The sequence below is a fragment of the Cellulomonas terrae genome (assembly GCF_007990265.1).
GTDB classification, from domain to species: domain Bacteria; phylum Actinomycetota; class Actinomycetes; order Actinomycetales; family Cellulomonadaceae; genus Cellulomonas; species Cellulomonas terrae.
In genome coordinates, this window is record NZ_BJWH01000001.1 from 306,147 (window position 1) to 326,846 (window position 20,700).

Here is a 20,700-nt window from a genome sequence, read left to right on the forward strand (position 1 = left end):
GCTCGCATCAATTGGTCGATCGGCTCTCGGCGGTGACCGGGATCGAGAGGGTCACTGCCTGGCCGGGTGCGAGCGTGGCGCTCGCGGTGACCTCGACGCAGTGCTGCGGCGTCGCCGTGCCGGCCTGCACGGTCGCCTGGGCGAACGGCAACGTCAGCGGGGCGCCGCTGCACGCCGGTCCGGCGTACACCGTCACGGTGCCGCCGCCGACCGTCGCGGCGCCCACCCGGTACACCCATCGTCCGTTGCCCACCCGGGAGAGCTGCAGGACGCCGGTGCGCTTCTCGGACGGGTACATCCCCGTGAGGCTGAGCGTCTGAGCCGGCAGCCAGGTCGCGCTCAGGTCGAACGTCCCGGTCACGACCGGCCCCCCCGAGCCGACCTGCGCGCCCTGCGACCACGCGCCGTAGGCCGCGGAGCTCCCTACGAAGAGGAGCCCCGCGGCCACGACGGCGATCAGGCGGGCGCGCATGGTGAGGTGCTGGTCAGCTCTGCGTCAGGACGAGGTTGGCAGCAGCCAGGTTGACCGTCTGGTTCATCGTGTCGGCAGCGTCCGACCCGGCGGTGCCGGCGGCCCAGCTGACGACCGAGGTGACCTTGACGTCGAAGACCAGGTCGGCCGTGGCGGCGGAGCCCGACGCGACGGTGATCGTGTTCGTCCCGCTGCCGGTGACCCCGGTGGGGGGCGTCCCGACGACCGAGATCGTGGTCGTGGTGCCGGCGGCGAGCTTCGCCACCAGCGTCGGGTCCCCGGTGACCGCGGGGGCCACGTCGAGGGCACCGGTGAACGACAGGTGGTCGCCGCGGGCGGTCACCGTGAAGACCTGGCTCCGCGTCACCGAGTCACCCGGGACGATCCGCGACGTCGTCGCGGAGAACGCGGGCGTCGTGGCGGGGTTCGTCCAGGACCACACCGGCGAGCCGGTCGCGTCGGTCTTCGCCACCACGGCGAGCTTGCCGGACGTCACGCTGGTCCCGGCGCCCACCCCGGTGCTGACGCGCCAGGCCGCCATCGTGCCCGCGCCGCCCAGCAGCAGCGCCACTCCTGCGCCTACTGCGATGGCGCCCTTCGTCGTCTTGCGCATGATCCATGCCTCCCGTAGCCGTGGCCGGGCTGCGCGCCGGCTTGGCTGGTGCGTCGGAAGCAGGACAAGCGTCCATGAGCGGTAAAGAGCTGTCTTCATCCGCCTTCACGCGGTCACACGGGGGTTACCACCCCCCGCACATCCGATTCGCCACGGCATCCGCGACAACACAGACACGTGTCACCCCAGAGGGCGGGTGCCTCGGTGCAGGGCCACGATGCCGCCGGACAGGTTCCGGTACGCCACGTGCTCCCAGCCGGCGTGCTTGATGCGCAGACCCAGCGTGTGCTGGTCCGGCCACTCGCGGATCGACTCGGCGAGGTACACGTACGCGTCCGGCTCCTTGGACACCGCGCGCGCGACGGGCGGCAGCGCCCGCATGAGGTAGTTCTGGTAGACGGCCCGGAACGGCTTGAACGTCGGCCGGGAGAACTCGCAGACGACCAGCCGGCCGCCCGGCTTCGTCACGCGCAGCAGCTCGTCCAGGGCGGCGTCGACGTCCTTGACGTTGCGCAGCCCGAACGACATCGTCACCGCGTCGAACGACGCGTCGGCGAACGGCAGGTGCAGGGCGTCCCCCGCGACGAACGCGAGGTCCGGCCGGCGGCGCTTGCCGACGTCGAGCATCCCCACGGACAGGTCGCACGCGACCACCCGCACCCCGGCGTCCGCCATGGGCTCCGACGAGGTGCCCGTCCCGGCGGCCAGGTCCAGCACCGTCTCGCCGGGCTGCGCGTCGAGCGCCTTGAGCGTCGCCCGTCGCCACGCACGGTCCTGGCCGAGGGAGATGACGTCGTTGGTCCGGTCGTAGCGGTGGGCCACCGCGTCGAACATGGCGGCGACGTCCTGAGGGTCCTTGTCGAGGGAGGCGCGGGACATGTGTCCATCGTCGCAGGTCCGCAGCGCCTCTTCGACAGGGCGGACCCCGCGTCGAGGCCTACGCTGGAAGCGATGAGCACGCAGCCCTCCGCCCCCGCGGACGTCGTCCCCCAGCCGCTCCTCGTCCGGACGGTCGCGCTCGACGACCTGGGCGACACCGCAGCGGTGGATCCGCACGACCTCCTCGACCTCCTGCCGACCGAGCGCCCGCTGGCCTGGGTCCGCCGCGGCGACGGCCTCGTCGCGTGGGGCGAGACCCTGCGTGTCGAGGTGGGCGGTGCCGACCGGTTCGCCGACGCCGAGCGCGCCTGGCAGGACGTCCTCGCCCGCGCGATCGTCCGCGACGAGGTCCAGGTGCCCGGCAGCGGACCGGTCGCGTTCGGCTCGTTCGCGTTCGACGAGCGGTCCGCCGCCGGCGGGGTGATCGTCGTCCCGAAGGTCGTCGTGGGCCGCCGCGGCGGTCGCTCGTGGCTGACGACTATCACCACCGGCGCCCGGCTGCACCCCGCACCGCGGCTGTCCGACGTCGTCGGCCCCCGCGTGCCGCCCGTCGACCCCGGCGCGGTCGCCTACACCGACGGCGCCGTCAGCGCCGACGGCTGGCGCGACGTCGTCGCCCGCGGCATCGCCGCCATCCGGTCGGGCGACGTGGAGAAGGTCGTGCTCGCCCGCGACGTGCTCGCGCGCGCCGAGCACCCCGTCGACGTGCGGTGGGCCCTGGAGCGGCTCGCCACCGAGTACCCGTCGTGCTGGACGTTCAGCGTCGACGGCCTCGTCGGCGCGACGCCGGAGCTCCTGGTCCGGTCCGAGAAGGGTCTGGTCACCTCACGCGTGCTCGCGGGGACCATCCGGCGCACCGGCGACGACGCCGCGGACCTGGCCCGGGCGGCGATCCTCGCGCACTCGTCGAAGGACCTCGAGGAGCACGAGTACGCGGTGACGTCGGTGGCGCACGCCCTGGAGCCGTTCTGCTCCTCGACCAACGTGCCCGACGTCCCGTTCGTGCTGCACCTGCCCAACGTCCTGCACCTCGCGTCCGACGTCACCGGCGTGCTCAGCTCGCCCGGGGGCGACGCCGCGCACCCCTCCTCGCTCGCGCTCGCCGCGGCGCTGCACCCGACCGCCGCGGTCTGCGGCACCCCGACGGTCGCGGCGCGCGAGCTCATCCGGAGCATCGAGGGCATGGACCGCGCCCGGTACGCGGGACCCGTCGGCTGGTTCGGGGCCGACGGGGACGGCGAGTGGGGCATCGCCCTGCGGTCCGCGGCGATCGACCCCGACGACCCGCGGCGGGTCCGGCTGTTCGCCGGCTGCGGCGTCGTCGCCGCGTCCGACCCGGCCGCCGAGCTCGCGGAGTCCGAGGCCAAGCTGGTCCCCATGCGGTACGCGCTCGGCCGGGACGCCAGCCTCGGCTGACGTCCCGGCCGGGACGCGTGCACGGCTCGGGGACGAGCCGCTCGTGCGTGCCGACGGCCGGGGTCCGTGGGGGGACGATGACCCGGCGGCCGCCGGCTGTCAGGGGGTGACGACGGGGCTCAGCCCTGGCCGCCCTGCTGCTGGAACCACTCCCACAGCTGCTCCGGGGTCATGCCGTCGGGGATGCCGGAGCCACCCTGCTGGTCGTCGGGAGCCTGCCCGCCCTGCTGCGGCTGCTCCTGCTGGACGTTCTCCGGCCGCGTCGCGAGCGTGACGTCGACCTCGAGGGTCTTGCCGTCGCGGACCACGGTCAGGGTGCTGTCCGCGCCGGACGCGAGCGCCCGCACGTAGGCGGTGAGGGACTCGGCGCCGCCGACGGCCTTGCCGTCGATCGCGACGATGGTGTCCTTGACCTGCAGCTCGGCCTTCGCGGCGGGCGACCCGTCGGAGACGGACTCCACGACCGCGCCGCGTCGCGTGACGCCGTCGGCCGACGCCGTCCCGTCGGACAGGCCCACCCCGAGGAACGCGTGCTCTGCGGTGCCGTCCTCGACCAGCTGGGCGGCGATGTTCTTGACCAGGTCGACGGGGATGGCGAAGCCGAGACCGATCGAGCCTGACTCGCTGGACAGCGTGGCGATCGACGAGTTGATGCCGATGACCTTGCCGCTCGCGTCGAACAGCGGACCGCCGGAGTTGCCGGGGTTCACGGCCGCGTCGATCTGGATCGCGTTCGTGACCGTGCCCTCGCCGCCGCCGTCGCCGGCCGTCGAGACGGGGCGGTCGACCGCGGAGACGATGCCCGTCGTGACCGTGTTGGCCAGACCGAGGGGGTTGCCGACGGCCATGACCGGCTGACCGACGATGACCTCGGACGAGTCGCCCAGGGCCGACGGCTTCAGGTCGTCCGGGACGTCCTTGAGCTTGATGACGGCGAGGTCGGTCGTCGGGTCGAGACCGACGATGGAGGCCTCGAACAGGCGCCCGTCCGTCAGTGTGACCTGCACGTCGCCGTCCGCGCCGGCGACGACGTGGTTGTTGGTGACGATGTGGCCCTCGTCGTCGATGATGACGCCGGAACCCTGCGAGCCGCCTCCGTTGCCGCTGCTGACCTGGATCGCGACGACCGACTGCTGGACCGCCTTCGCGACGGCCTCCCAGTTCGGGTCCTCCGAGGTCGAACCGGCGACCGGCACGGTGTCGTTGCTCGACTGGCCGATCTCGGCGAGCGAGGCGGGACGCTCGTCCGAGGCGGGGCCGTCGGACAGCGAGTGCGTCAGGCCCGCGGTGGCGACGGCGGCGACGATCGCCGCGGCGGCGGCCGCACCGGTCACGGGGAGCCAGATGCTGCGCCTGCGCTGCGTCGGGACGTCGCCCTGGGGCGTGGGCTGGCCCGCCAGCACGGGCTGGGGCTGCGCTGCCGGGGCGTGGGTGGCGGCGCGCTGGGCGGCCTCCCACTGGGCGCGGCGGACGGCCTCGAACTGGTCCGTGTGCACCGGCTGCTGCGCGGCGTACTGCTGCTGCGCGGCGGCGTACTGCTGCTGTGCAACGGCGTGCTGCTGGGCCGCGGCGCGCTGGGCGGCCTCGTACGCGGCGCGCTGGTCCGCGGGAGCGGCCGGGTGCGGCGGCGTGAACGGGTTGGTCGGGTGCGCCTGCGCCGGAGCGGCCGGCAGCGGCTGCGTCTGGTGGACCGGCAGCGGCTGCGTCGCGCCCACGGGCGGCAGCGGCTGGGTCGGGTGCGTCTGGGGGTTCTGGTCGGCAGCGTTGCTCGCGCCGTTCTCCGGGGTGGTCGTCATCGGTGTGCCCTCCTTGGTCGAGGTACATCACACCGGGCCGGACTGGAGGGAGGCTTCGCAGAACCTGGGAATTGGCTGCGAGTTTCGCGTGGACCTCAGCCGACCAGCGCGGCCTCGGCGGCAGCGGACACCTCTGCGGTGAGCCGCTCGCCCAGGGCTCGGCGCCCGGCGCGGTCGACCCGGACCTCCACGACGCTCAGCCCCGGGCCCGGTGCCGCGAGCGCGGGCAGCAGCCCGTCGACGTCGCTGACCCGGGTGTGCCGGACGCCGTAGCCCGCGCACAGCGCGGCGAGGTCCGCGCCGTGCGGCGTGCCGAACACCCGCTCGAACACGTCCGCCCGGTCGGCCTCTCCCGGTTCGAGCGTCGCGAAGATCGACCCGCCGTCGTCGTTCGCCACGATCAGCTGCAGGTGCACGGCAGCCTCGAGCGGGCCGCGCAGCAGACCCCCGACGTCGTGCAGGAACGTCAGGTCGCCCAGCAGCGCGCGGACGCGATGGTCCGGCATCCCGAGCGCCGCGCCGACGGCCGTGGAGACCGTGCCGTCGATGCCCGCGAGGCCGCGGTTGGCCAGGACCACCGGCGGGGTGTCCCACCGCGCGACCAGGTCGAGGTCACGCACCGGGTTCGAGGAGCCGACCACCAGCGCGTCGCCCGCACCGGTCACCTGGGCGACCACGCGCGCGAGCGCCGGACCGGTCACCCGGGTGCCGCTGCGCGATCGTCGGCCGGCGTCGAGCCCGTCGAGCACCTCGTCGATCGCGGCTCCCGCGGCCGCGTCGGCGGTCCGCCACGCGTCCAGCCAGCCGGCCGGTGCGGGCATCCGGCCCTGGCGCATGCGCGCGGGCGGGTCGAGCAGGACGTCGGTCGCGTTCCGCGCGGCGTCCGGCCAGTCCCGGCCCCGCGGGGCGATCACGACGACCTCGACGTCCTGCCGGGCGAGCAGCTGCTGCACCGGTCGGGACAGCGTGGGCCGACCGAGCACGACGACCCGGCGGACCGCCCCACCCAGCCGGGGGTGCCCCAGCAGGAGGCGGTACGCCGCGATCGCGTGCGCGCCACCCCGGGCACCCGACGAGGGCTCCGCGAGCAGCGGCCACCCGTTGACCTCGGCCAGCCGTCGTGCGGTGGGGCCGGCTCCGTCCCCGGCGACGAGCACGGTCGCCACTCCCCCACGACGCGCCGGAGCGGTGGGGTCCACGGTCGGCAGGGCACCCGTGGTGGCGGCCGGTGCCACGTGCCGGGTCTGCACGAGCGTGAGGCCGGCGGTCGACGGCTCCGGCCACGGCGCACCGCTCGGCACGAGCGGCTCCCGGAACGCCAGGTCGAGGTGCACGGGTCCGGGGTCGCCGGTCCGGGCACCCGTCGCGGCGGCCACGGCACGCGAGACGGTGCGACGCACGCCGCGGGCCTCGTCGGGCAGACCGACGGGGGCGGGGACATCGACCATGAGCCGGACCGCGCCGGCGAAGATGCCGACCTGGTCGGTGGTCTGGTTGGCGCCCGTGCCGCGCAGCTCGTGGGGCCGGTCCGCGGTGAGCAGGACCAGGGGCAGCCCGCTGTGGTGCGCCTCCAGGACGGCGGGGTGCAGGTTGGCGACGGCGGTCCCCGAGGTGGTGACCACCGCGACCGGTCGCGGTGCGTGCAGCTGGTCCCCCGGCCCGTGCGCGGACGCGCGCACGAGGCCGACGGCGAGGAACGCGGCGGACCGCTCGTCCACCCGCACGTGCAGGCGCAGCCGCGGCGCACCGGCGGGACGTTCGTCGTCGGGACGGGCGGCGTCCGCGAGCGCGTAGGCCAGCGGGGCGCTGCGCGAGCCGGGGGCGAGCACGACGTCCTCGACCCCCAGGGCGGCGAGGGCCTGGACGAGCACCCTGGCCGCCGTCGTCGCCGGGTCGGGATCGAGGGGCGGCGGCGTCACGCCCGCCATCATGCCCGAGCCTCGACGTCGGCGAGCCGTGCGACCCAGCGGGCTCTCAGGTCGTCCGGTGCGGCCGCGGCGGCCAGCAGGTCCGGGTCGGGGTCGGGCCGGCGGACGTCGAGCGCTCCGTCGACGGGCCGGAACGGGTGGGCCACGAGATCGTGGTGCAGCAGCTGCGCGGTAGCCAGACCGCACGCGTAGGGCAGCTCCGGGAGAGCGGCCGCGAGCGCGATCCCGGCCGCGAGGCCCACGGACGACTCGAGCGCCGACGAGACCACGACCGGCAGCCCGATGCGCTCGGCGAGCTCGAGGCACGCGCGCACGCCACCGAGCGGCTGGACCTTGAGCACGACGACGTCCGCGGCGTGCGCGCGCGCGACCGCGAGCGGGTCGTCGGCCCGACGGATCGACTCGTCGGCCGCGATCGGCACGTGCGTGCGCCGGCGCAGGGTCGCGAGGCCGTCGACGCCGGGGACCGGCTGCTCCGCGTACTCGAGCCCGCCGGCCGCCCGGTCGAGCGCCACCAGGCGGGTGACGGCGGTGTCCACGTCCCACGCGGCGTTGGCGTCCACGCGGATCGCACCGCCGGGTCCGAGCGCGTCGCGGACGGCCTCGAGGCGGGCGATCTCGTCGCCGAGCGACTGGCCCGGCTCGGCGACCTTGACCTTGGCCGTCCGGCACCCGCCCGACTCGCGCACGATGCGGTGGGCGGCCTCGGCGTCGACCGCGGGGACGGTGACGTTGACCGGGACCCGGGTCCGGACCGGTGCGGGCCAGCCCGTGTCGGCCGCCTCGCGGGCGGCGCGCCACCACGTCGCCGACTCGGCGGCGTCGTAGTCCCAGAACGGGCTGAACTCCGCCCAGCCGGCCGCGCCGCGCACGAGCAGGCCGTCGCGGACGGTCAGCCCACGGAACCGCGTCCGGAGCGGCAGCGACCAGACGTGCAGGTCAGCGGGGTTGTACGGCACGTCGTCAGGGTACGGCCGACTCAGCCGCCCCACGCGTCGACGAGCAGCGCCCGCGCGGTCTCACGGACCGGCCGGAGCTCGGTCAGCGCCGTCACGACCGCCCCGTCGACGATCGCGGTGGTGACCGCCGCCGACGTGGGCGCCCCGACGCGGGCGACGAGCTCGCCCAGGACCGTGTCGACCACCCCGCGCCCGGTGGCGAACGCGGCGGCGAGGGCCGCGTTCCGACCGGCCCCGAGCAGGTGCTCGTAGTGGCTGCGCACCTGCTGGTCGTCCCCGGCGGGCAGGACCGCGTCGACCAGCACCCGTGCCGCGGCGGCCTGGTCCTGCTGGACGGTCTCGGCGGGTGCCGCCGCGAGGGCGGCACGTGCGTGGGCGGCCCACTCGTCGGCGAGCGCACGCCCGGCGGCCGCCGCGAGGTCGTCGAGCGACGCGAAGTAGTAGGTGGTCGCCGAGAGCGAGGCCCCGGCCTCGGCGGCGACGCGGCGGTGCGTGAGCGCACCGGGCCCGTCGCGCAGGGCGAGCGCCGCGGCGGCGTGCGCGAGCTCGTCGCGTCGTCGCGCACCCTTGGCGCGGACGGCCCGCTCGCCCGTCAATGCGCGCTCGACGACGAGAGGTTCAGCCCGACGACGCCGGCGATGATCAGGAGGAGAGAGACGATCTTCAGCACGGAGACGGGCTCGTGGAACACGAGGATCGCCAGCACGGCCGTGACGGCCGCCCCGATGCCGACCCACACGCCGTACGCGACGCCCACCGGCAGCGTCTTCAGCGCCCAGGCCAGCCCGCCCATGGACGCGACGAGCAGGACGACGAACAGGACGCTGGGCCAGAGCCTGGTGAAGCCGTCGGACGCCTTGAGGCTGAGCGCCCAGCCGGCCTCCAGGACGCCGGACAGGACGAGGACGATCCAGGCCATGGTGGTGCACCACTCTTCCGTCCGTGCGCGCCGGGTGGCAGTCCCCGCCGTCCCGCGCACGTTTCTGGTACGAGCGTACCAGAAATGCTCCGCGCGGTTAGGCTGCGGCCGTGACCCCCGAGCTGCCGGCCTCCGTCTCCGACACGTTCGACCCGACGCGCTGGCGCACGGTCGACGGCTTCGACGACCTCACGGACCTGACCTACCACCGGGGGTTCGCCCGGCCCGACCCGGCGCAGGAGGCCGGCGGAGCCGTCGCCCGCGACCTGCCCGTCGTCCGCGTCGCGTTCGACCGTCCCGAGGTCCGCAACGCGTTCCGGCCGCACACGGTCGACGAGCTGTACCGGGTCCTCGACCACGCGCGCACCACCTCCGACGTTGGCACGGTCCTGCTCACGGGCAACGGCCCCAGCCCCAAGGACGGCGTCTGGGCGTTCTGCTCGGGCGGCGACCAGCGCATCCGCGGCCGGTCCGGCTACCAGTACGCGTCGGGCGACACCGCGCAGGACGTCGACCCGGCGCGGGCGGGCCGCCTGCACATCCTCGAGGTGCAGCGGCTCGTCCGGACCATGCCGAAGGTCGTCGTCGCGCTCGTGAACGGCTGGGCGGCGGGTGGCGGCCACTCGCTGCACGTCGTCGCCGACCTCAGCATCGCCAGCCGCGAGCACGCCCGGTTCATGCAGACCGACGCCAACGTGGGCTCGTTCGACGGCGGGTACGGCTCCGCGCTCCTGGCCCGGCAGGTGGGCCAGAAGCGGGCCCGCGAGATCTTCTTCCTGGCCCGCGAGTACTCCGCGGAGCAGGCGCTCGCGTGGGGGGCGGTCAACGACGTGGTCGACCATGCGCAGCTCGAGGACGCGGGCCTGGAGTACGCGCGGATCATCGCGACCAAGTCGCCGCAGGCCGTCCGCATGCTCAAGTTCGCGTTCAACCTGGCGGACGACGGCCTGGCCGGGCAGCAGGTCTTCGCCGGGGAGGCGACCCGTCTCGCGTACATGACCGACGAGGCCGTCGAAGGGCGCGACGCGTTCCTGCAGCGCCGGGAGCCCGACTGGTCCGGCTTCCCGTACGCGTACTAGCTGCCGGACACGGCCCAGCCGGCGAGGTCGACGACGGAGCCGAGGACGCCCGCCGCACCGACGAGCAGCGCGACGAGCACGACGGCGGAGACCACGACGGCACGGAGGGACCGGACGTCGTGCTCGACAGGTGCGGGGCGGTGGGGGGTGAGAGCTGTCATGCGTCCAGCGTCGCCCGTGCACCCGCCGCACGGCATCGACCCGAGGGCCCCTCCCCGTCCCCACCGGGGGTGGCCAACCGGCCCGCGGAGATCATCCCCTGGGCGGACAACCGGTCGTGCTCAGCCGATGGTGAGGGAACCCGTCCCCGCCGGCACCAGCTCGACCCACGTGTTCCCGGGCGCCAGGTCCGCGGGCTTCCCGTCCGCCGTGAACAGGCGCAACGGTGCCGCGTCGGAGTCCTTCTGCCACCGGACCGGGACCGTCCTGCCGCCCGTCGCGACGACCCCGTCGCCCGAGCCGACCAGGGTGTAGGTGGGCACGGGCGCCCCGCCCTGGGCACCGAAGGCCGTGTTCGGGTGGTCGGCGGTGATCGACACGACGTTGACCGCGGACAGCCGCGCGCCGCTGCGGGCGGTCGCGGGCGTGGCCCCCTCCGACCGCAGCCACGTGCCGCTGGCGGCGTCCCACGTCCAGGTCGGGCTGGACGCCGGCGAGAGCCGGAACGCGAGGGTGCTCGCCGGCGTCCCGGCCACGGCCGCGGCCGAACGGTCGGCGCTGCGGGCGAACGTGAACTGCTCGCCGGGCGATGCCTGGTGGTCGGCGTCGGCCAGGCCCCAGAAGGTCGCCGGGGTGCCGTACACGTTGTGCGGCGCCGCGCGGTCCCTGGTCCGGTACATCCCCGGTGCGCCCGCGTCGTGGCTGATCATCTGGACCCCGCTCGCGGCGACCAGGGCGAGGATGCCCGGCTGGCCGCCCGAGAACGCGAGGAGCCCGTGCATCGGCGCCAGGATCACCGGGTCCATCGGCCGCACCGAGCGGATCGGCCCGACCTCCGCGGGCACCTGCGAGTGGAACACCGCGACGAACCGGGACACGTCGAACTCGACGATGGTCTCCCAGACGACGTCCGCCTGCTCCAGCCCGGTCTGCGGGCGGGCCACGGCGGTGTTCTCGATCTTCACCGCGAGCGACGGTCGCACCGCCGGCTCCCCCGCGACGCCCGTCAGCGGCCAGGTCGGCGGGACGACCGGCACGGGCGCGGGCGCCTTGTCCGGCGCGATCGTCGGCCCCTGCGTGACCGGGGCGGGCGGCTCCTGCTGCTCCGCCTGCGGCGCGCTGCAGGCCGCGACCGCCAGGGCCAGGGCTGCGAGCAGCGCAGCGGCCGCGCCCCGCACCGGTCGTCGTGTCGTCGTCATCGCGTTCCCCCGTCGTCCACCTGCACCGGACCAGGCTGCCACGCCACCGCTCCCACGCCGGGGAGCCCGGGCCGTCTCAGCTGATCGTCACCGAGCCCGAGTCGGTCGGGACCAGCTCCACCCAGGTGGTCCCGGGCGCGAGCGTCAGCACCGAGCCGTCCGCCGCCGCGAGCGTGAGCACCGCGTCGGTCCCTGCCTTCGACCACGTTCCCGACACCGTCCTGCCGCCGCTCGACACCGTCGCGTCCCCCGAGCCGTCGAGCACCGTCTCGGGAACCGGGTTGCCTGCCGGGTCCTTGGTGCCGGAGTCGACCAGCCGCACCTTCAGCGTCACGACGTTCGTCGCGGCGATCCGCGCACCCGACCGCAGCATCGCCGGCGCGGTCCCCTCCGCCCGGAGCCACGTCCCCGTGCCCGCGTCCCAGGTCCACGTCGGCCGCGAGTAGCCGGAGAGACGCACGGCCACCGTCGACGCCGGGGCGCCCGCGACGACCGCGCTGGCCTTCTCGAGGGTCTTCGCCATGACGAACTGCGTGGGCGGGACGGCGGAGTGGTCGGCGTCGGCCTGGTCCCAGAACGTCTGGGGCGTGCCGTACACGTTGTGCGGCGCCGGCCCGACACCCTTCTTGCGGTAGAAGCCCGCGGCACCGGCATCCATGCTGACGATCTGCAGGCCCGCGTTCTTCAGGGACTGCACGAAGGGCTGCTGACCACCCGAGAACGCGATCAGGCCGTGCAGGGGCGCGGCGATCGCGGGGTCCATCGGGCGGACCGACCGGATCGGACCGACCTCGGCCGGGACCTGCGACTGGTAGACCGCGACGAAGCGGCTGATCCCGCCCTCGACGACCTGCTCCCAGATGACGTCCGCCTGGTCCAGGCCGGTCTGCGGGCGGGCCTCCCCCGAGTTCTCGACCTTGATCGCGAGCGCCGGACGTGGGGCGACCTCCGCCGCTGCGACGCCGGTGAGCGGCCAGCGCGGCGGCACCACCGGGGCGGGCGGCGCGGCCTTCGCGGGCTCGATCACGGGCGCCTGGGTCACCGGCGGCACGGGGGTCGGGTCGGTCGGCGAGCCGCTGCACGCACCGAGGACGAGGGCGGCACCTGTCGCCAGCGCGACGAACGCGAGGGGCCGTCGACGGGCGGACGGGACGGTCAGGACAGGCGGCACGGTGCTCCTTCAGGGTGTGAACCGCGCGACACTCTACGGCGTGAGCGTGTGCGGCCCGGGCGGGCACGCGCCGGGACGGACCTACGCTGAGCGGGTGATCCGACCCCTGCGTGACGTCCCCGCGCGGCCGGACCTGCTCCTCCCGGCGCTCGCGGCGGCCCTCTCGGGGAACGGGCCCGCGGTCGCACCGGGGTCCGAGACCGTGTCCGTCGACGTGGGCGACGACGTCGCGGTCGCGCTGCGGACGTCGGGCTCGACGGGTGAGCCGCGGACCGTGCTGCTGTCGGCGAGCGCCCTGCGCGCCTCGGCGGCGGCGACGCACGACCGGCTCGCCGGACCGGGGCACTGGTTGCTCGCGCTGCCCACCGACCACGTCGCGGGCGTCCAGGTGCTCGTCCGGTCGGTGCTGGCGGGTACGACGCCGACGGCGACCGCCTCCCCCTTCCGGGCGGCCGCGTTCGTCGCGGCGGTCGACGCGCTGCCCGCCGACGGGCCGCGGTACACCTCGCTCGTCCCGACCCAGCTCGTGCGGCTCCTCGACGATGCCGCGGCGACGGCTGCCCTGCGGTCGTTCGACGGCGTGCTCGTGGGTGGCGCCGCCGCCGCACCGGACCTGCTGGTCCGGGCCCGTGCCGTCGACGTCGCGGTGGTGACCACGTACGGCATGACGGAGACGTCCGGCGGGTGCGTCTACGACGGGTGCCCCCTCGACGGGGTCTCCGTCCGGCTCGACGACGAGGGGCGCATCCTGCTCACCGGCCCGGTCCTGGCCGACGGGTACCTGGACCGCCCGGACCTCGACGCCGAGGCGTTCGTGCAGGTCGACGGAGTCCGGCACCTGCGCACCTCGGACCTCGGGACGTGGTCGGCGGGGTCGCTCGTCGTGCTCGGGCGCGCCGACGACGTCCTGGTCAGCGGGGGCGTGAAGGTGGCGCCGGCCCGGGTCGAGGCGGTCGTCGCGAGCCTGCCGGGCGTGGCCGAGGCGTGCGTGGTCGGTGTCCCCGACGAGGAGTGGGGCCAGGCCGTCGTCGCGGTCGTCGTCGCCCGTCCCGGTGCCCGGCCGCCGACCCTGCCGGAGCTCCGCGCCGCGGTGTCCGAGCACCTCGGTGCCACCCACGCCCCACGCCACCTCGTGGTCACGGACTCGCTCCCGGTGCGCGGCCCGGGCAAGATCGACCGTCGGGCCGCCACGCTGCTCGCCACCCGCCAGCTCGAGAGGAACCCCACGTGACGACTGCCAGCGACTGGCTGCAGGGTGCACGACCGCGGACGCTGCCGGCGGCCGCAGCCCCCGTGCTCGTCGGGACCGGAGCAGCCGCACAGCTCGGCGAGGCCCACCTCGGACGCGCCGCGCTCGCCCTCGGTGTCGCGCTCGCGCTGCAGGTCGGCGTCAACTACGCGAACGACTACTCGGACGGCATCCGCGGCACCGACGTGGACCGCGTCGGGCCGCTGCGCCTGACCGCGTCGGGCACCGCCAGCCCGGGGACCGTCAAGGCCGCGGCGTTCGCGGCCTTCGGCGTCGCCGCCCTGCTCGGCCTGGCGCTGGTCGCCGCGACCGGTCAGTGGTGGCTGCTCGCCGTCGGTGCCGTGGCGATCCTCGCCGCGTGGGGGTACACCGGCGGGAAGCGACCGTACGGCTACCGCGGCCTCGGCGAGGTCGGCGTGTTCGTGTTCTTCGGGCTGGTCGCCGTGCTCGGCACCACCTACACGCAGGCCGACGAGCTCTCCTGGCCGGCGTGGGTCGGCGCCGTCTGCGTCGGCATGCTCGCGTGCGCGCTGCTCATGGCCAACAACCTGCGGGACGTGCCGACCGACGCCCTCGTCGGGAAGCGGACCCTCGCGGTGCGGCTGGGCGAACGGTGGTCGCGACGCGCCTACGCGGTGCTCGTGATCGGTCCCGTGCTGCTCGGCGGGATCGGCTGCGCGTTCGCGTCGCCGTGGACGCTGATCGTCCTGCTGCTCCTGGCGCCGGCCGTGGTCCTGGCCGTCACCGTGCTGCTCGGCGCACGCGGTCGGGCTCTCGTGCCGGTCCTGGCGGGGACCGGCCTGCTCGAGCTCGCGTTCGGGGTGCTGCTCGGCCTGGGGCTCGCGCTCTAGTCAGCTCTCGCGCGACGCCTCGTCGGCTGCGTCCTCGACGTCGGCGTCCTCCTGCGCGCGCTTGCCCAGGACCGTCCGGTCGCCCGCGGCGCGACGTCGCTCCGCCCGCTCGGCCAGCTGGCGGGCGGCGGCGTCCCGCGGGCCGGCCAGCAGGACGTAGGACAGCCCCCAGGCGACGAAGGCCGCGACGATGACGACGAGCCACGAGCGCAGGCCCGCCCACCAGAGCAGGCCGAGGCACGCGCCGAACAGCGCGAGGCGCAGGACCGAGTACACGACGAAAGGCACGGTCCCAGGGTAGGCGCTGGGCCCTCGTCGCCCGTCACAGGCGTCTAGTCTGGCGAGGTGAGGAACCTGGCCGTCCTGCTGATCATCGGACTGATCGTCTACTGCGTGATCGACGTCATCCGCAGCACCACCGACGAGCGCCTCGGCGTGCACCCGGTCTTCTGGGTCCTGCTGATCGTCGTCGTGCCGCTCCTCGGCTCGCTCGTCTGGCTGGCCGTGCGCTGGTCCCGCCGGACCGCCGCCGGGCCCGACCCGTCGACCCGGAACCGCCGCGCCACGGGACCTGACGACGACCCGGACTTCCTGTCGCGGCTCGACGACGACCGCAGACGCGCCGATCCGGGCGCGCCGGACGACGCCCCGCCCGCTGCCTGAGCAGACGTCGGACGCCCGGAGCAGACGTCAGACGCCGCCGTAGGAGTGCTTCCCCGGGACGACGATGTTGACGACCGTGAAGTTCGCGAGCACCACGCCGTAGCCCACGAACACGAAGTACGAGGCCCGCCGGCCGTTCCAGCCGCGCGTCGTGCGTGCGTGCAGGTAGGCCGCGTAGACGACCCACGCGACGAACGTGCCGACCTCCTTGGGGTCCCAGCCCCAGTACCGGCCCCAGGCGTGCTCGGCCCAGATGGCGCCGCCGATGAGGGTCAGCGTCCAGAGCACGAACGCGACCGCGTTCAGCCGGAAGGACAGCGCCTCGAGCTCGCGGGAGCCCGGCACCTGCTCGAGCCACCCGAACCGCGGCCCGCCGACCCAGCGACGGAACCGGTCGGACCGGGCCGGGGCGGCACCGACGGTGACCGCGGGCGCGTCGACCTCCGTGCGGGCCTCCTCGCGGAAGCTGCGCAGGACCTGCAGCACGGACGTGGCGAACGCGACGGTGAAGATCCCGGTCGCGGTGATGGCGACGCCCACGTGGAGGATCAGCCAGTAGCTCTGCAGGGCGGGCTGCACCTGGTCGGCCTGGATGTAGAACGCGTTGAGCGCGAGGACGAGGGCCAGCACGGCGATGCCCATGACGACGACGCCGACGAACGCGATGACGCGCCTGCGCTGCACGATGGTCAGGACGAGGACGGCGACGAACACCCCGACGAGCGTGAACTCGTACATGTTGGCTGTCGGCCACCGCCCGGCGGCGATGCCGCGCAGCACGATGCCGCCGAAGAGCAGCACGAGACCGAGCAGGGTGGTCGACCGGGCGATCCCCTCGGCACGGGCCGACCGGCCGGGTGCGCTCTGCGCCTCGGAGCCGGCGACGGCGGTCGCGGGACGCCCGCCCGGTGCCGCAGCCAGGGCGGCCTCGGGGACACGCTTCTGCGCGCGGTCCGCGATGCGCGCGAGGTCGACGCTGTAGGCGATCAGGGCGACGGTGAACGCGGTCGCGGCGCCCCAGACGAGCAACGTGCTCAGGTCACCGGTGGTCATGGTGTGGCTTCTCCTGAGGTCGGGCCGCGGGGTGCGACCGGGGGTCTGTCAGCCGTGCGGGCGAGCACCTGCGCGAGCACCCTGTCGAGCTCGGGCTGGAGGCCGACGTCGTCGCCGCGCGCCAGCCCGGCCGCGGTGACCACTGTACGGCCGGCGTCCTCGTCGACGCCCGGGGTCAGCCGGAGCCAGAGACGCCGCCGGGGGGCGAAGAGCGAGGTGGCGAGCCCGGCGAACGCGAGCAGCGAGAACACGAGCACGAACGGCAGCGCCGGGTCGTGGCGCAGGTCGAGCGCGACGTACCGGGGCAGGTCGTTGAACGTCAGGGTGCCCATCCCGTCGGGCAGGTCGACGGTCTCGCCGGGCCGCACGACGAGCGTGACGGGCTTGTCGTCGTCCTCCATGAGCTGCGTCATGCGTGCCTCGTCGAGCTCGTAGACGTTCTGCGGGACGCCCGTGTCGAGGCCGAGGTTGCCCTGCCAGACCGCGAGCACGAGCGCGGGGTCGTCGGGCTGCGGGTTGACGGAGGCGTACGCGGGACCGAAGGCGGTCTCGCGGACGTCGACGGTGGGCAGCAGGTAGCCGACGAGGCCGATCTGCTCCTGGTCGCCGGACACGTCGGGCACCTTGACGACGCCGCGGGAGGTGTAGACCTCGTCCTGCGGCAGGAACGGCGTGGGACCGGAGAACGCGACCTGGCCGGACGCGTCGCGCACCGTGATGTCGGGGGCGTACCCGTTGCCCTGCAGGTAGACCTTGGCGCCGCCCGCGTCGAGCGGGTGGTTGACCTTGATGGTCTCCTCGACGGGTTCCTCGCCGGGGTTGGTCAGCGTGACGTGCGCGGTGAAGTCGCGGGACTGGAGCGTGTCCGGGTCGAAGCGGGACTCGAACTCGTCGAGCCGCAGCGTGAACGGGACGAGGCTGGACGGCGTGAACGCGGTGCCCTGCTCGAAGGTGTCGTAGTCGACCTGCGCGTTCGCGAACCCGCGGCCCTGCACGACGATCGCCTGCCCGCGGTAGTGCAGCACCTGCCCGGTCGCCACCGAGAGGAGCAGCCCGACGAGGGCGAGGTGGAAGACGAGGTTGCCGGTCTCGCGCAGGTAGCCGCGCTCCGCGGACACCGCGACGGTGCCGTCACCCTCGTCGCGGGTGTCGACGCGGTACGTCGGGACGAACGGGAGCCAGCGCCAGCCGCCGCGCAGCACGGCCACGGCGTCGTCGGCGACGTGCGCCGGCGGGCCGTCCACGAGACCCGAGCCCTGCGCGGGGAACCGCGCGAACCGGCGCGGCGCGCGCGGGGGGCGGCCACGGACGCCCGCGAGGTGCACCTTGGTGCGCGGCAGGATGCAGCCGACCAGCGAGACGAAGAGCAGGAGGTAGATCGCCGAGAACCAGACCGACGAGTACACGTCGAAGAACCCGAGCCGGTCCAGCCACGGGCCGGTCGTGGGGTGGTCGGTGAGGTACTCCGCGACCGCGGCGGTGTCCTGGGCGCGCTGCGGCCAGACGGTGCCGGGCACGGCGGCGACCGCGAGCAGCATGAGCAGCAGCAGGGCGACCCGCATGCTGGTGAGCTGCCGCCAGGCCCACCGCATCCAGCCGACGAAGCCGAGCGTCGGGAGCGTCGGAGGCGCAGCGGGAGGAGCCTCGGTGGGCTCCATGAAGACGTCGGAGAGGCCCTCGGGCCGGTGCACGCTCATACGACCGGCACGAACGGGTCGCCGCCGACGAGAACACCCTGCAGCCACGAGGACCAGGTCCCCCACACGCCCGTGACCAGGGCGATCCCGAGGATCACGAGCATCGCGCCGCCGAACCGCATGATCGCCAGGCGGTGCCGGCGCAGGAAGCCGAGCGCCCCGGCGCTGCGGTCCACGAACAGGGCGACCAGCAGGAACGGCAGCCCGAGCCCGAGGCAGAACGCGACGGCCAGGAGCGCACCGCGGCCGGCCGAGCCGCCGTCGAGGGAGAGCGTGAGGATCGCCGCGAGCGTCGGGCCGATGCACGGCACCCAGCCGAGCCCGAAGGTCACGCCCAGCAGCGGGGCGCCCCACAGCCCGGCACGCGGTGCCAGGTGGACGCGCCTCTCGTTCTGCAGGAACGGGATCAGGCCGAGGAACCCGAGGCCGAGCACGATGACGACGACCCCGAGGACGCGCGTGATCGGGTCCTGGTACTCGACGAGCAACCCACCGAGCGACCCGGCGAGGACCGCGAGCGCGACGAACACGGCGGTGAACCCGGCGACGAACAGCCCGACGCCGAGCAGCACGCGACTGCGCGCCGGCGCGGTCGTGACGAGCGTGGTGCCCTCGGAGAACACGGTCTGGGCCGACCCGGTCATCCCGCCGAGGTACCCGACGTAGGCCGGGACCAGCGGCAGCACGCAGGGCGACGCGAACGAGACGAGCCCGGCGATCAGCGCGACCGGGATCGCCAGGAGCAGCGATCCGGACACGACGGTCTGGCCGAAGGCGTCGCCCGCGTCGGCGAGCGTCATGAGGCTGGCGCCTCGGCGAGGAGCTCGTCGACGATCGAGCGCAGCGTCGACGGGTCGGCCAGCCCCAGGATGCGGGCGGCGACCATCCCGGAACGGTCCAGCACGACCGTCGTCGGCACGGCGTTGACCGGGACGGTGCCCTGGAGGGCGGCGATCGCGGCGCCGTCGGTGTCCGCGAGGCTGGGGTACGGGACCTCGAACTGCCGCTCGAACGCCTGCGCGGTGCCGGCGTCGTCGGTCCGGTTGATGCCCAGCAGCCGCACGCCCTCGTCGGCGTAGTCGGTGGACAGGTCCGCGAGGTCGGCGGCCTCGGCGCGGCACGGCGGGCAGTTGGCGTACCAGGTGTTGAGGACGACGACGTCGCCGCGCCAGTCGGCCACGTCCTGCGAGGTGCCCGTGAAGTCGGTGCCGGCGAGCTCGAGCGGGCCCGACCGCTCGTCGGGAGCCCAGGTCGTCGTGCTGCCGTCGCCGGACTGGTAGCCCTGGCCCGCCACGTCGTCGGGCGTCGTCGGGGCGGTGTCGGGCGTGCAGCCCGCGAGCAGCAGGACGGCCAGCGCGGCCGCGGCGAGGACCCGCACGTCAGGCCCCCGCGACCGAGGAGACGCCCGGCAGCAGGGACGCCGCCGGCTCGCTGTAGCCGACACCGACGAGGGTGTCGCCGTCGTAGCGCAGGCTGGTCAGGGACGCGACGGAGCACTGCCGCTTGCGCGGGTCGTGCCACAGGTGCCGGTTCTCCAGCGCGAGGCGCGTGACCCAGACGGGCAGCTGGTGGCTGACCAGCACGGCCTCGTGCCCGCGGACGAGCTCGCGTGCGGTCTCGACGCCCGCCAGCATGCGGTCGACCTGCTCCTTGTAGGGCTCGCCCCAGGACGGCCGGAACGGGTTGCGCAGGTACGGCCAGTGCTCGGGGTGGCGCAGCGAGCCGTCGCCGACGCCGAACGTCTTGCCCTCGAAGTGGTTGCCGGCCTCGATGATCCGCTCGTCGGTGCGGATGTCGAGGTCGAACGCCGCGGCGATCGGCCCGGCGGTCTCCTGCGCGCGCTGCAGCGGGGAGGCGATGACGGCCACGACGTCACGACCGGTGCGCGCCAGGTGCTCCGCCACCATGTCCGCCATGGCGAGGCCGCGCTCCGAGAGTCGGTATCCGGGCAGCCGTCCGTAGAGCACGCCGTCGGGGTTGTGCACCTCGCCGTGCCGCATCAGGTGGATGGTGGTCGCGACCATGGGCTCAGTCTCGCAAACACTCCTGTGCGCCACGGCCACGGGACCGGGTCACTCGACGTGACACGCGCCACCCGTCAGGTGCAGGCGGACCGTCTCCATCGCGTCGCCGAGCGCGGCGAACTGCGCGGGGGTGAGCACGTCGACGAGGTGGTCCCGCACGGACTGCACGTGGCTCGGGGCCGCGGCGACGAGGGTCTGCCAGCCCTTCTCCGTCATGGTGCAGTTCACGCCGCGGGCGTCCTCGACGCAGGGCAGCCGCGAGACCAGCCCTTGCTCCTCCATGCGTCGGATGGTGTGCGTGAGGCGGCTGCGGGAGTGCGCGAGGTTGTCGGCCAGCTGCGCCATCCGCAGCGTGCGGTCGGGCGTCTCGGAGAGCCGGACGAGGACCTCGTACTCGTGCGTGGACAGACCGGTCTGCTGCTCCAGCTCGTGCTCGAGCGCCGCGAACAGGCGGGCGGCACCGCCGCGGAACGAGCGCCAGTGCACCTGCTGCTCGGCGGTCAGCCACTCCACCGTCTGCTGGGTGGGTGTGTCAGTGGTCACAGCGCGGCCTCCATTCGTCCGTCCCGGGTT

At 74.7% G+C, this 20,700-nt stretch carries 23 protein-coding genes; 5 read left to right on the top strand and 18 right to left on the bottom strand.

Annotation, left to right across the window (positions count from 1 at the left end; translation table 11 throughout):
- Positions 1 to 7 precede the first annotated feature (7 nt).
- The 3 genes from CTE05_RS01495 to CTE05_RS01505 form a co-directional block, all read right to left on the bottom strand.
- On the bottom strand, positions 8 to 472 hold the full coding sequence (locus CTE05_RS01495) for a hypothetical protein (protein ID WP_146844328.1): 465 nt from the start codon (positions 470 to 472) through the stop codon (positions 8 to 10).
- A 13-nt stretch (positions 473 to 485) separates the two neighbouring features.
- Complete coding sequence (locus CTE05_RS01500) at positions 486 to 1,085, bottom strand: alternate-type signal peptide domain-containing protein (protein ID WP_186814690.1); 600 nt, start codon at positions 1,083 to 1,085, stop codon at positions 486 to 488.
- 180 nt (positions 1,086 to 1,265) lie between these two features.
- Positions 1,266 to 1,964, bottom strand: coding sequence for a demethylmenaquinone methyltransferase (locus CTE05_RS01505; protein WP_146844330.1), 699 nt, complete (start codon positions 1,962 to 1,964; stop codon positions 1,266 to 1,268).
- 72 nt (positions 1,965 to 2,036) lie between these two features.
- Between CTE05_RS01505 and CTE05_RS01510 the strand changes: the two genes are divergently transcribed.
- Positions 2,037 to 3,380, top strand: coding sequence for an isochorismate synthase (locus CTE05_RS01510; RefSeq protein WP_146844331.1), 1,344 nt, complete (start codon positions 2,037 to 2,039; stop codon positions 3,378 to 3,380).
- Positions 3,381 to 3,499: 119 nt separating this feature from the next.
- On the opposite strand, the gene CTE05_RS01515 is transcribed toward CTE05_RS01510, so the two are convergent.
- The 5 genes from CTE05_RS01515 to CTE05_RS01535 form a co-directional block, all read right to left on the bottom strand.
- Entirely contained in the window at positions 3,500 to 5,176 is a 1,677-nt protein-coding gene (locus tag CTE05_RS01515) for a trypsin-like peptidase domain-containing protein (RefSeq protein WP_146844332.1), read from the bottom strand.
- A gap of 95 nt (positions 5,177 to 5,271) precedes the next feature.
- Positions 5,272 to 7,107, bottom strand: a complete 1,836-nt coding sequence (menD, locus tag CTE05_RS01520) for a 2-succinyl-5-enolpyruvyl-6-hydroxy-3-cyclohexene-1-carboxylic-acid synthase (RefSeq protein WP_146844333.1) — start codon at positions 7,105 to 7,107, stop codon at positions 5,272 to 5,274.
- Positions 7,104 to 8,063 carry an o-succinylbenzoate synthase gene (locus CTE05_RS01525; RefSeq protein WP_146844334.1) on the bottom strand — a complete coding sequence of 320 codons (960 nt, stop codon included), beginning with the start codon at positions 8,061 to 8,063 and terminating at the stop codon, positions 7,104 to 7,106. The genes menD and CTE05_RS01525 overlap by 4 nt, the downstream gene beginning before the upstream one ends.
- A 20-nt stretch (positions 8,064 to 8,083) precedes the next feature.
- Positions 8,084 to 8,659, bottom strand: a complete 576-nt coding sequence (locus tag CTE05_RS01530) for a TetR/AcrR family transcriptional regulator (RefSeq protein WP_146844335.1) — start codon at positions 8,657 to 8,659, stop codon at positions 8,084 to 8,086.
- Complete coding sequence (locus tag CTE05_RS01535; RefSeq protein ID WP_146844336.1) at positions 8,656 to 8,982, bottom strand: DMT family transporter; 327 nt, start codon at positions 8,980 to 8,982, stop codon at positions 8,656 to 8,658. The genes CTE05_RS01530 and CTE05_RS01535 overlap by 4 nt, the downstream gene beginning before the upstream one ends.
- 110 nt (positions 8,983 to 9,092) lie before the next feature.
- Between CTE05_RS01535 and CTE05_RS01540 the strand changes: the two genes are divergently transcribed.
- Positions 9,093 to 10,061, top strand: coding sequence for a 1,4-dihydroxy-2-naphthoyl-CoA synthase (locus CTE05_RS01540; RefSeq protein ID WP_146844337.1), 969 nt, complete (start codon positions 9,093 to 9,095; stop codon positions 10,059 to 10,061).
- Here the strand turns inward: CTE05_RS01540 and CTE05_RS20100 are convergent.
- The 3 genes from CTE05_RS20100 to CTE05_RS01550 form a co-directional block, all read right to left on the bottom strand.
- Positions 10,058 to 10,222, bottom strand: coding sequence for a hypothetical protein (locus CTE05_RS20100; RefSeq protein WP_186814691.1), 165 nt, complete (start codon positions 10,220 to 10,222; stop codon positions 10,058 to 10,060). The two genes, CTE05_RS01540 and CTE05_RS20100, sit on opposite strands and share 4 nt — an antisense overlap.
- Before the next feature lie 120 nt (positions 10,223 to 10,342).
- Positions 10,343 to 11,419: a DUF3048 domain-containing protein gene (locus CTE05_RS01545; RefSeq protein ID WP_146844338.1), complete on the bottom strand. Its 1,077-nt coding sequence runs from the start codon at positions 11,417 to 11,419 to the stop codon at positions 10,343 to 10,345.
- Positions 11,420 to 11,495: 76 nt separating this feature from the next.
- Entirely contained in the window at positions 11,496 to 12,590 is a 1,095-nt protein-coding gene (locus tag CTE05_RS01550) for a DUF3048 domain-containing protein (protein WP_246123183.1), read from the bottom strand.
- Positions 12,591 to 12,684: 94 nt separating this feature from the next.
- Here CTE05_RS01550 and menE point away from each other — a divergent pair, with 94 nt between their 5' ends.
- Together menE and CTE05_RS01560 are read left to right on the top strand one after the other, a co-directional pair.
- A complete protein-coding gene (gene menE, locus CTE05_RS01555) occupies positions 12,685 to 13,821 on the top strand; it encodes an o-succinylbenzoate--CoA ligase (RefSeq protein WP_146844339.1) in 1,137 nt (378 codons plus the stop codon).
- Complete coding sequence (locus CTE05_RS01560) at positions 13,818 to 14,690, top strand: 1,4-dihydroxy-2-naphthoate polyprenyltransferase (protein WP_146844340.1); 873 nt, start codon at positions 13,818 to 13,820, stop codon at positions 14,688 to 14,690. The genes menE and CTE05_RS01560 overlap by 4 nt, the downstream gene beginning before the upstream one ends.
- Here the strand turns inward: CTE05_RS01560 and CTE05_RS01565 are convergent, their stop codons facing one another.
- On the bottom strand, positions 14,691 to 14,978 hold the full coding sequence (locus CTE05_RS01565) for a DUF4229 domain-containing protein (protein WP_146844341.1): 288 nt from the start codon (positions 14,976 to 14,978) through the stop codon (positions 14,691 to 14,693).
- Between the two features lie 57 nt (positions 14,979 to 15,035).
- Here CTE05_RS01565 and CTE05_RS01570 point away from each other — a divergent pair, with 57 nt between their 5' ends.
- Positions 15,036 to 15,353 carry a PLDc N-terminal domain-containing protein gene (locus CTE05_RS01570; RefSeq protein WP_146844342.1) on the top strand — a complete coding sequence of 106 codons (318 nt, stop codon included), beginning with the start codon at positions 15,036 to 15,038 and terminating at the stop codon, positions 15,351 to 15,353.
- 27 nt (positions 15,354 to 15,380) lie between these two features.
- Here the strand turns inward: CTE05_RS01570 and ccsB are convergent, their stop codons facing one another.
- Genes ccsB through CTE05_RS01600 form a run of 6 tightly spaced genes read right to left on the bottom strand, consistent with a single transcriptional unit; the run spans position 15,381 to position 20,670 of the window.
- Complete coding sequence (gene ccsB, locus CTE05_RS01575; RefSeq protein ID WP_146844343.1) at positions 15,381 to 16,406, bottom strand: c-type cytochrome biogenesis protein CcsB; 1,026 nt, start codon at positions 16,404 to 16,406, stop codon at positions 15,381 to 15,383.
- Positions 16,403 to 18,103, bottom strand: coding sequence for a cytochrome c biogenesis protein ResB (resB, locus tag CTE05_RS01580; protein WP_146844344.1), 1,701 nt, complete (start codon positions 18,101 to 18,103; stop codon positions 16,403 to 16,405). Before resB ends, ccsB begins: the two co-directional genes overlap by 4 nt.
- On the bottom strand, positions 18,100 to 18,903 hold the full coding sequence (locus CTE05_RS01585; RefSeq protein ID WP_146844345.1) for a cytochrome c biogenesis CcdA family protein: 804 nt from the start codon (positions 18,901 to 18,903) through the stop codon (positions 18,100 to 18,102). The genes resB and CTE05_RS01585 overlap by 4 nt, the downstream gene beginning before the upstream one ends.
- Positions 18,900 to 19,481 (bottom strand): TlpA family protein disulfide reductase, encoded by a 582-nt coding sequence (locus CTE05_RS01590; protein ID WP_246123184.1) that lies wholly within the window; start codon positions 19,479 to 19,481, stop codon positions 18,900 to 18,902. Before CTE05_RS01590 ends, CTE05_RS01585 begins: the two co-directional genes overlap by 4 nt.
- 1 nt (position 19,482) lies before the next feature.
- Entirely contained in the window at positions 19,483 to 20,127 is a 645-nt protein-coding gene (locus tag CTE05_RS01595; RefSeq protein WP_146844346.1) for a histidine phosphatase family protein, read from the bottom strand.
- A gap of 48 nt (positions 20,128 to 20,175) precedes the next feature.
- The gene (locus CTE05_RS01600; RefSeq protein WP_146844347.1) at positions 20,176 to 20,670 is read right to left on the bottom strand and encodes a MarR family winged helix-turn-helix transcriptional regulator; all 495 of its coding nucleotides are present in this window, start codon (positions 20,668 to 20,670) and stop codon (positions 20,176 to 20,178) included.
- Positions 20,671 to 20,700 lie beyond the last annotated feature (30 nt).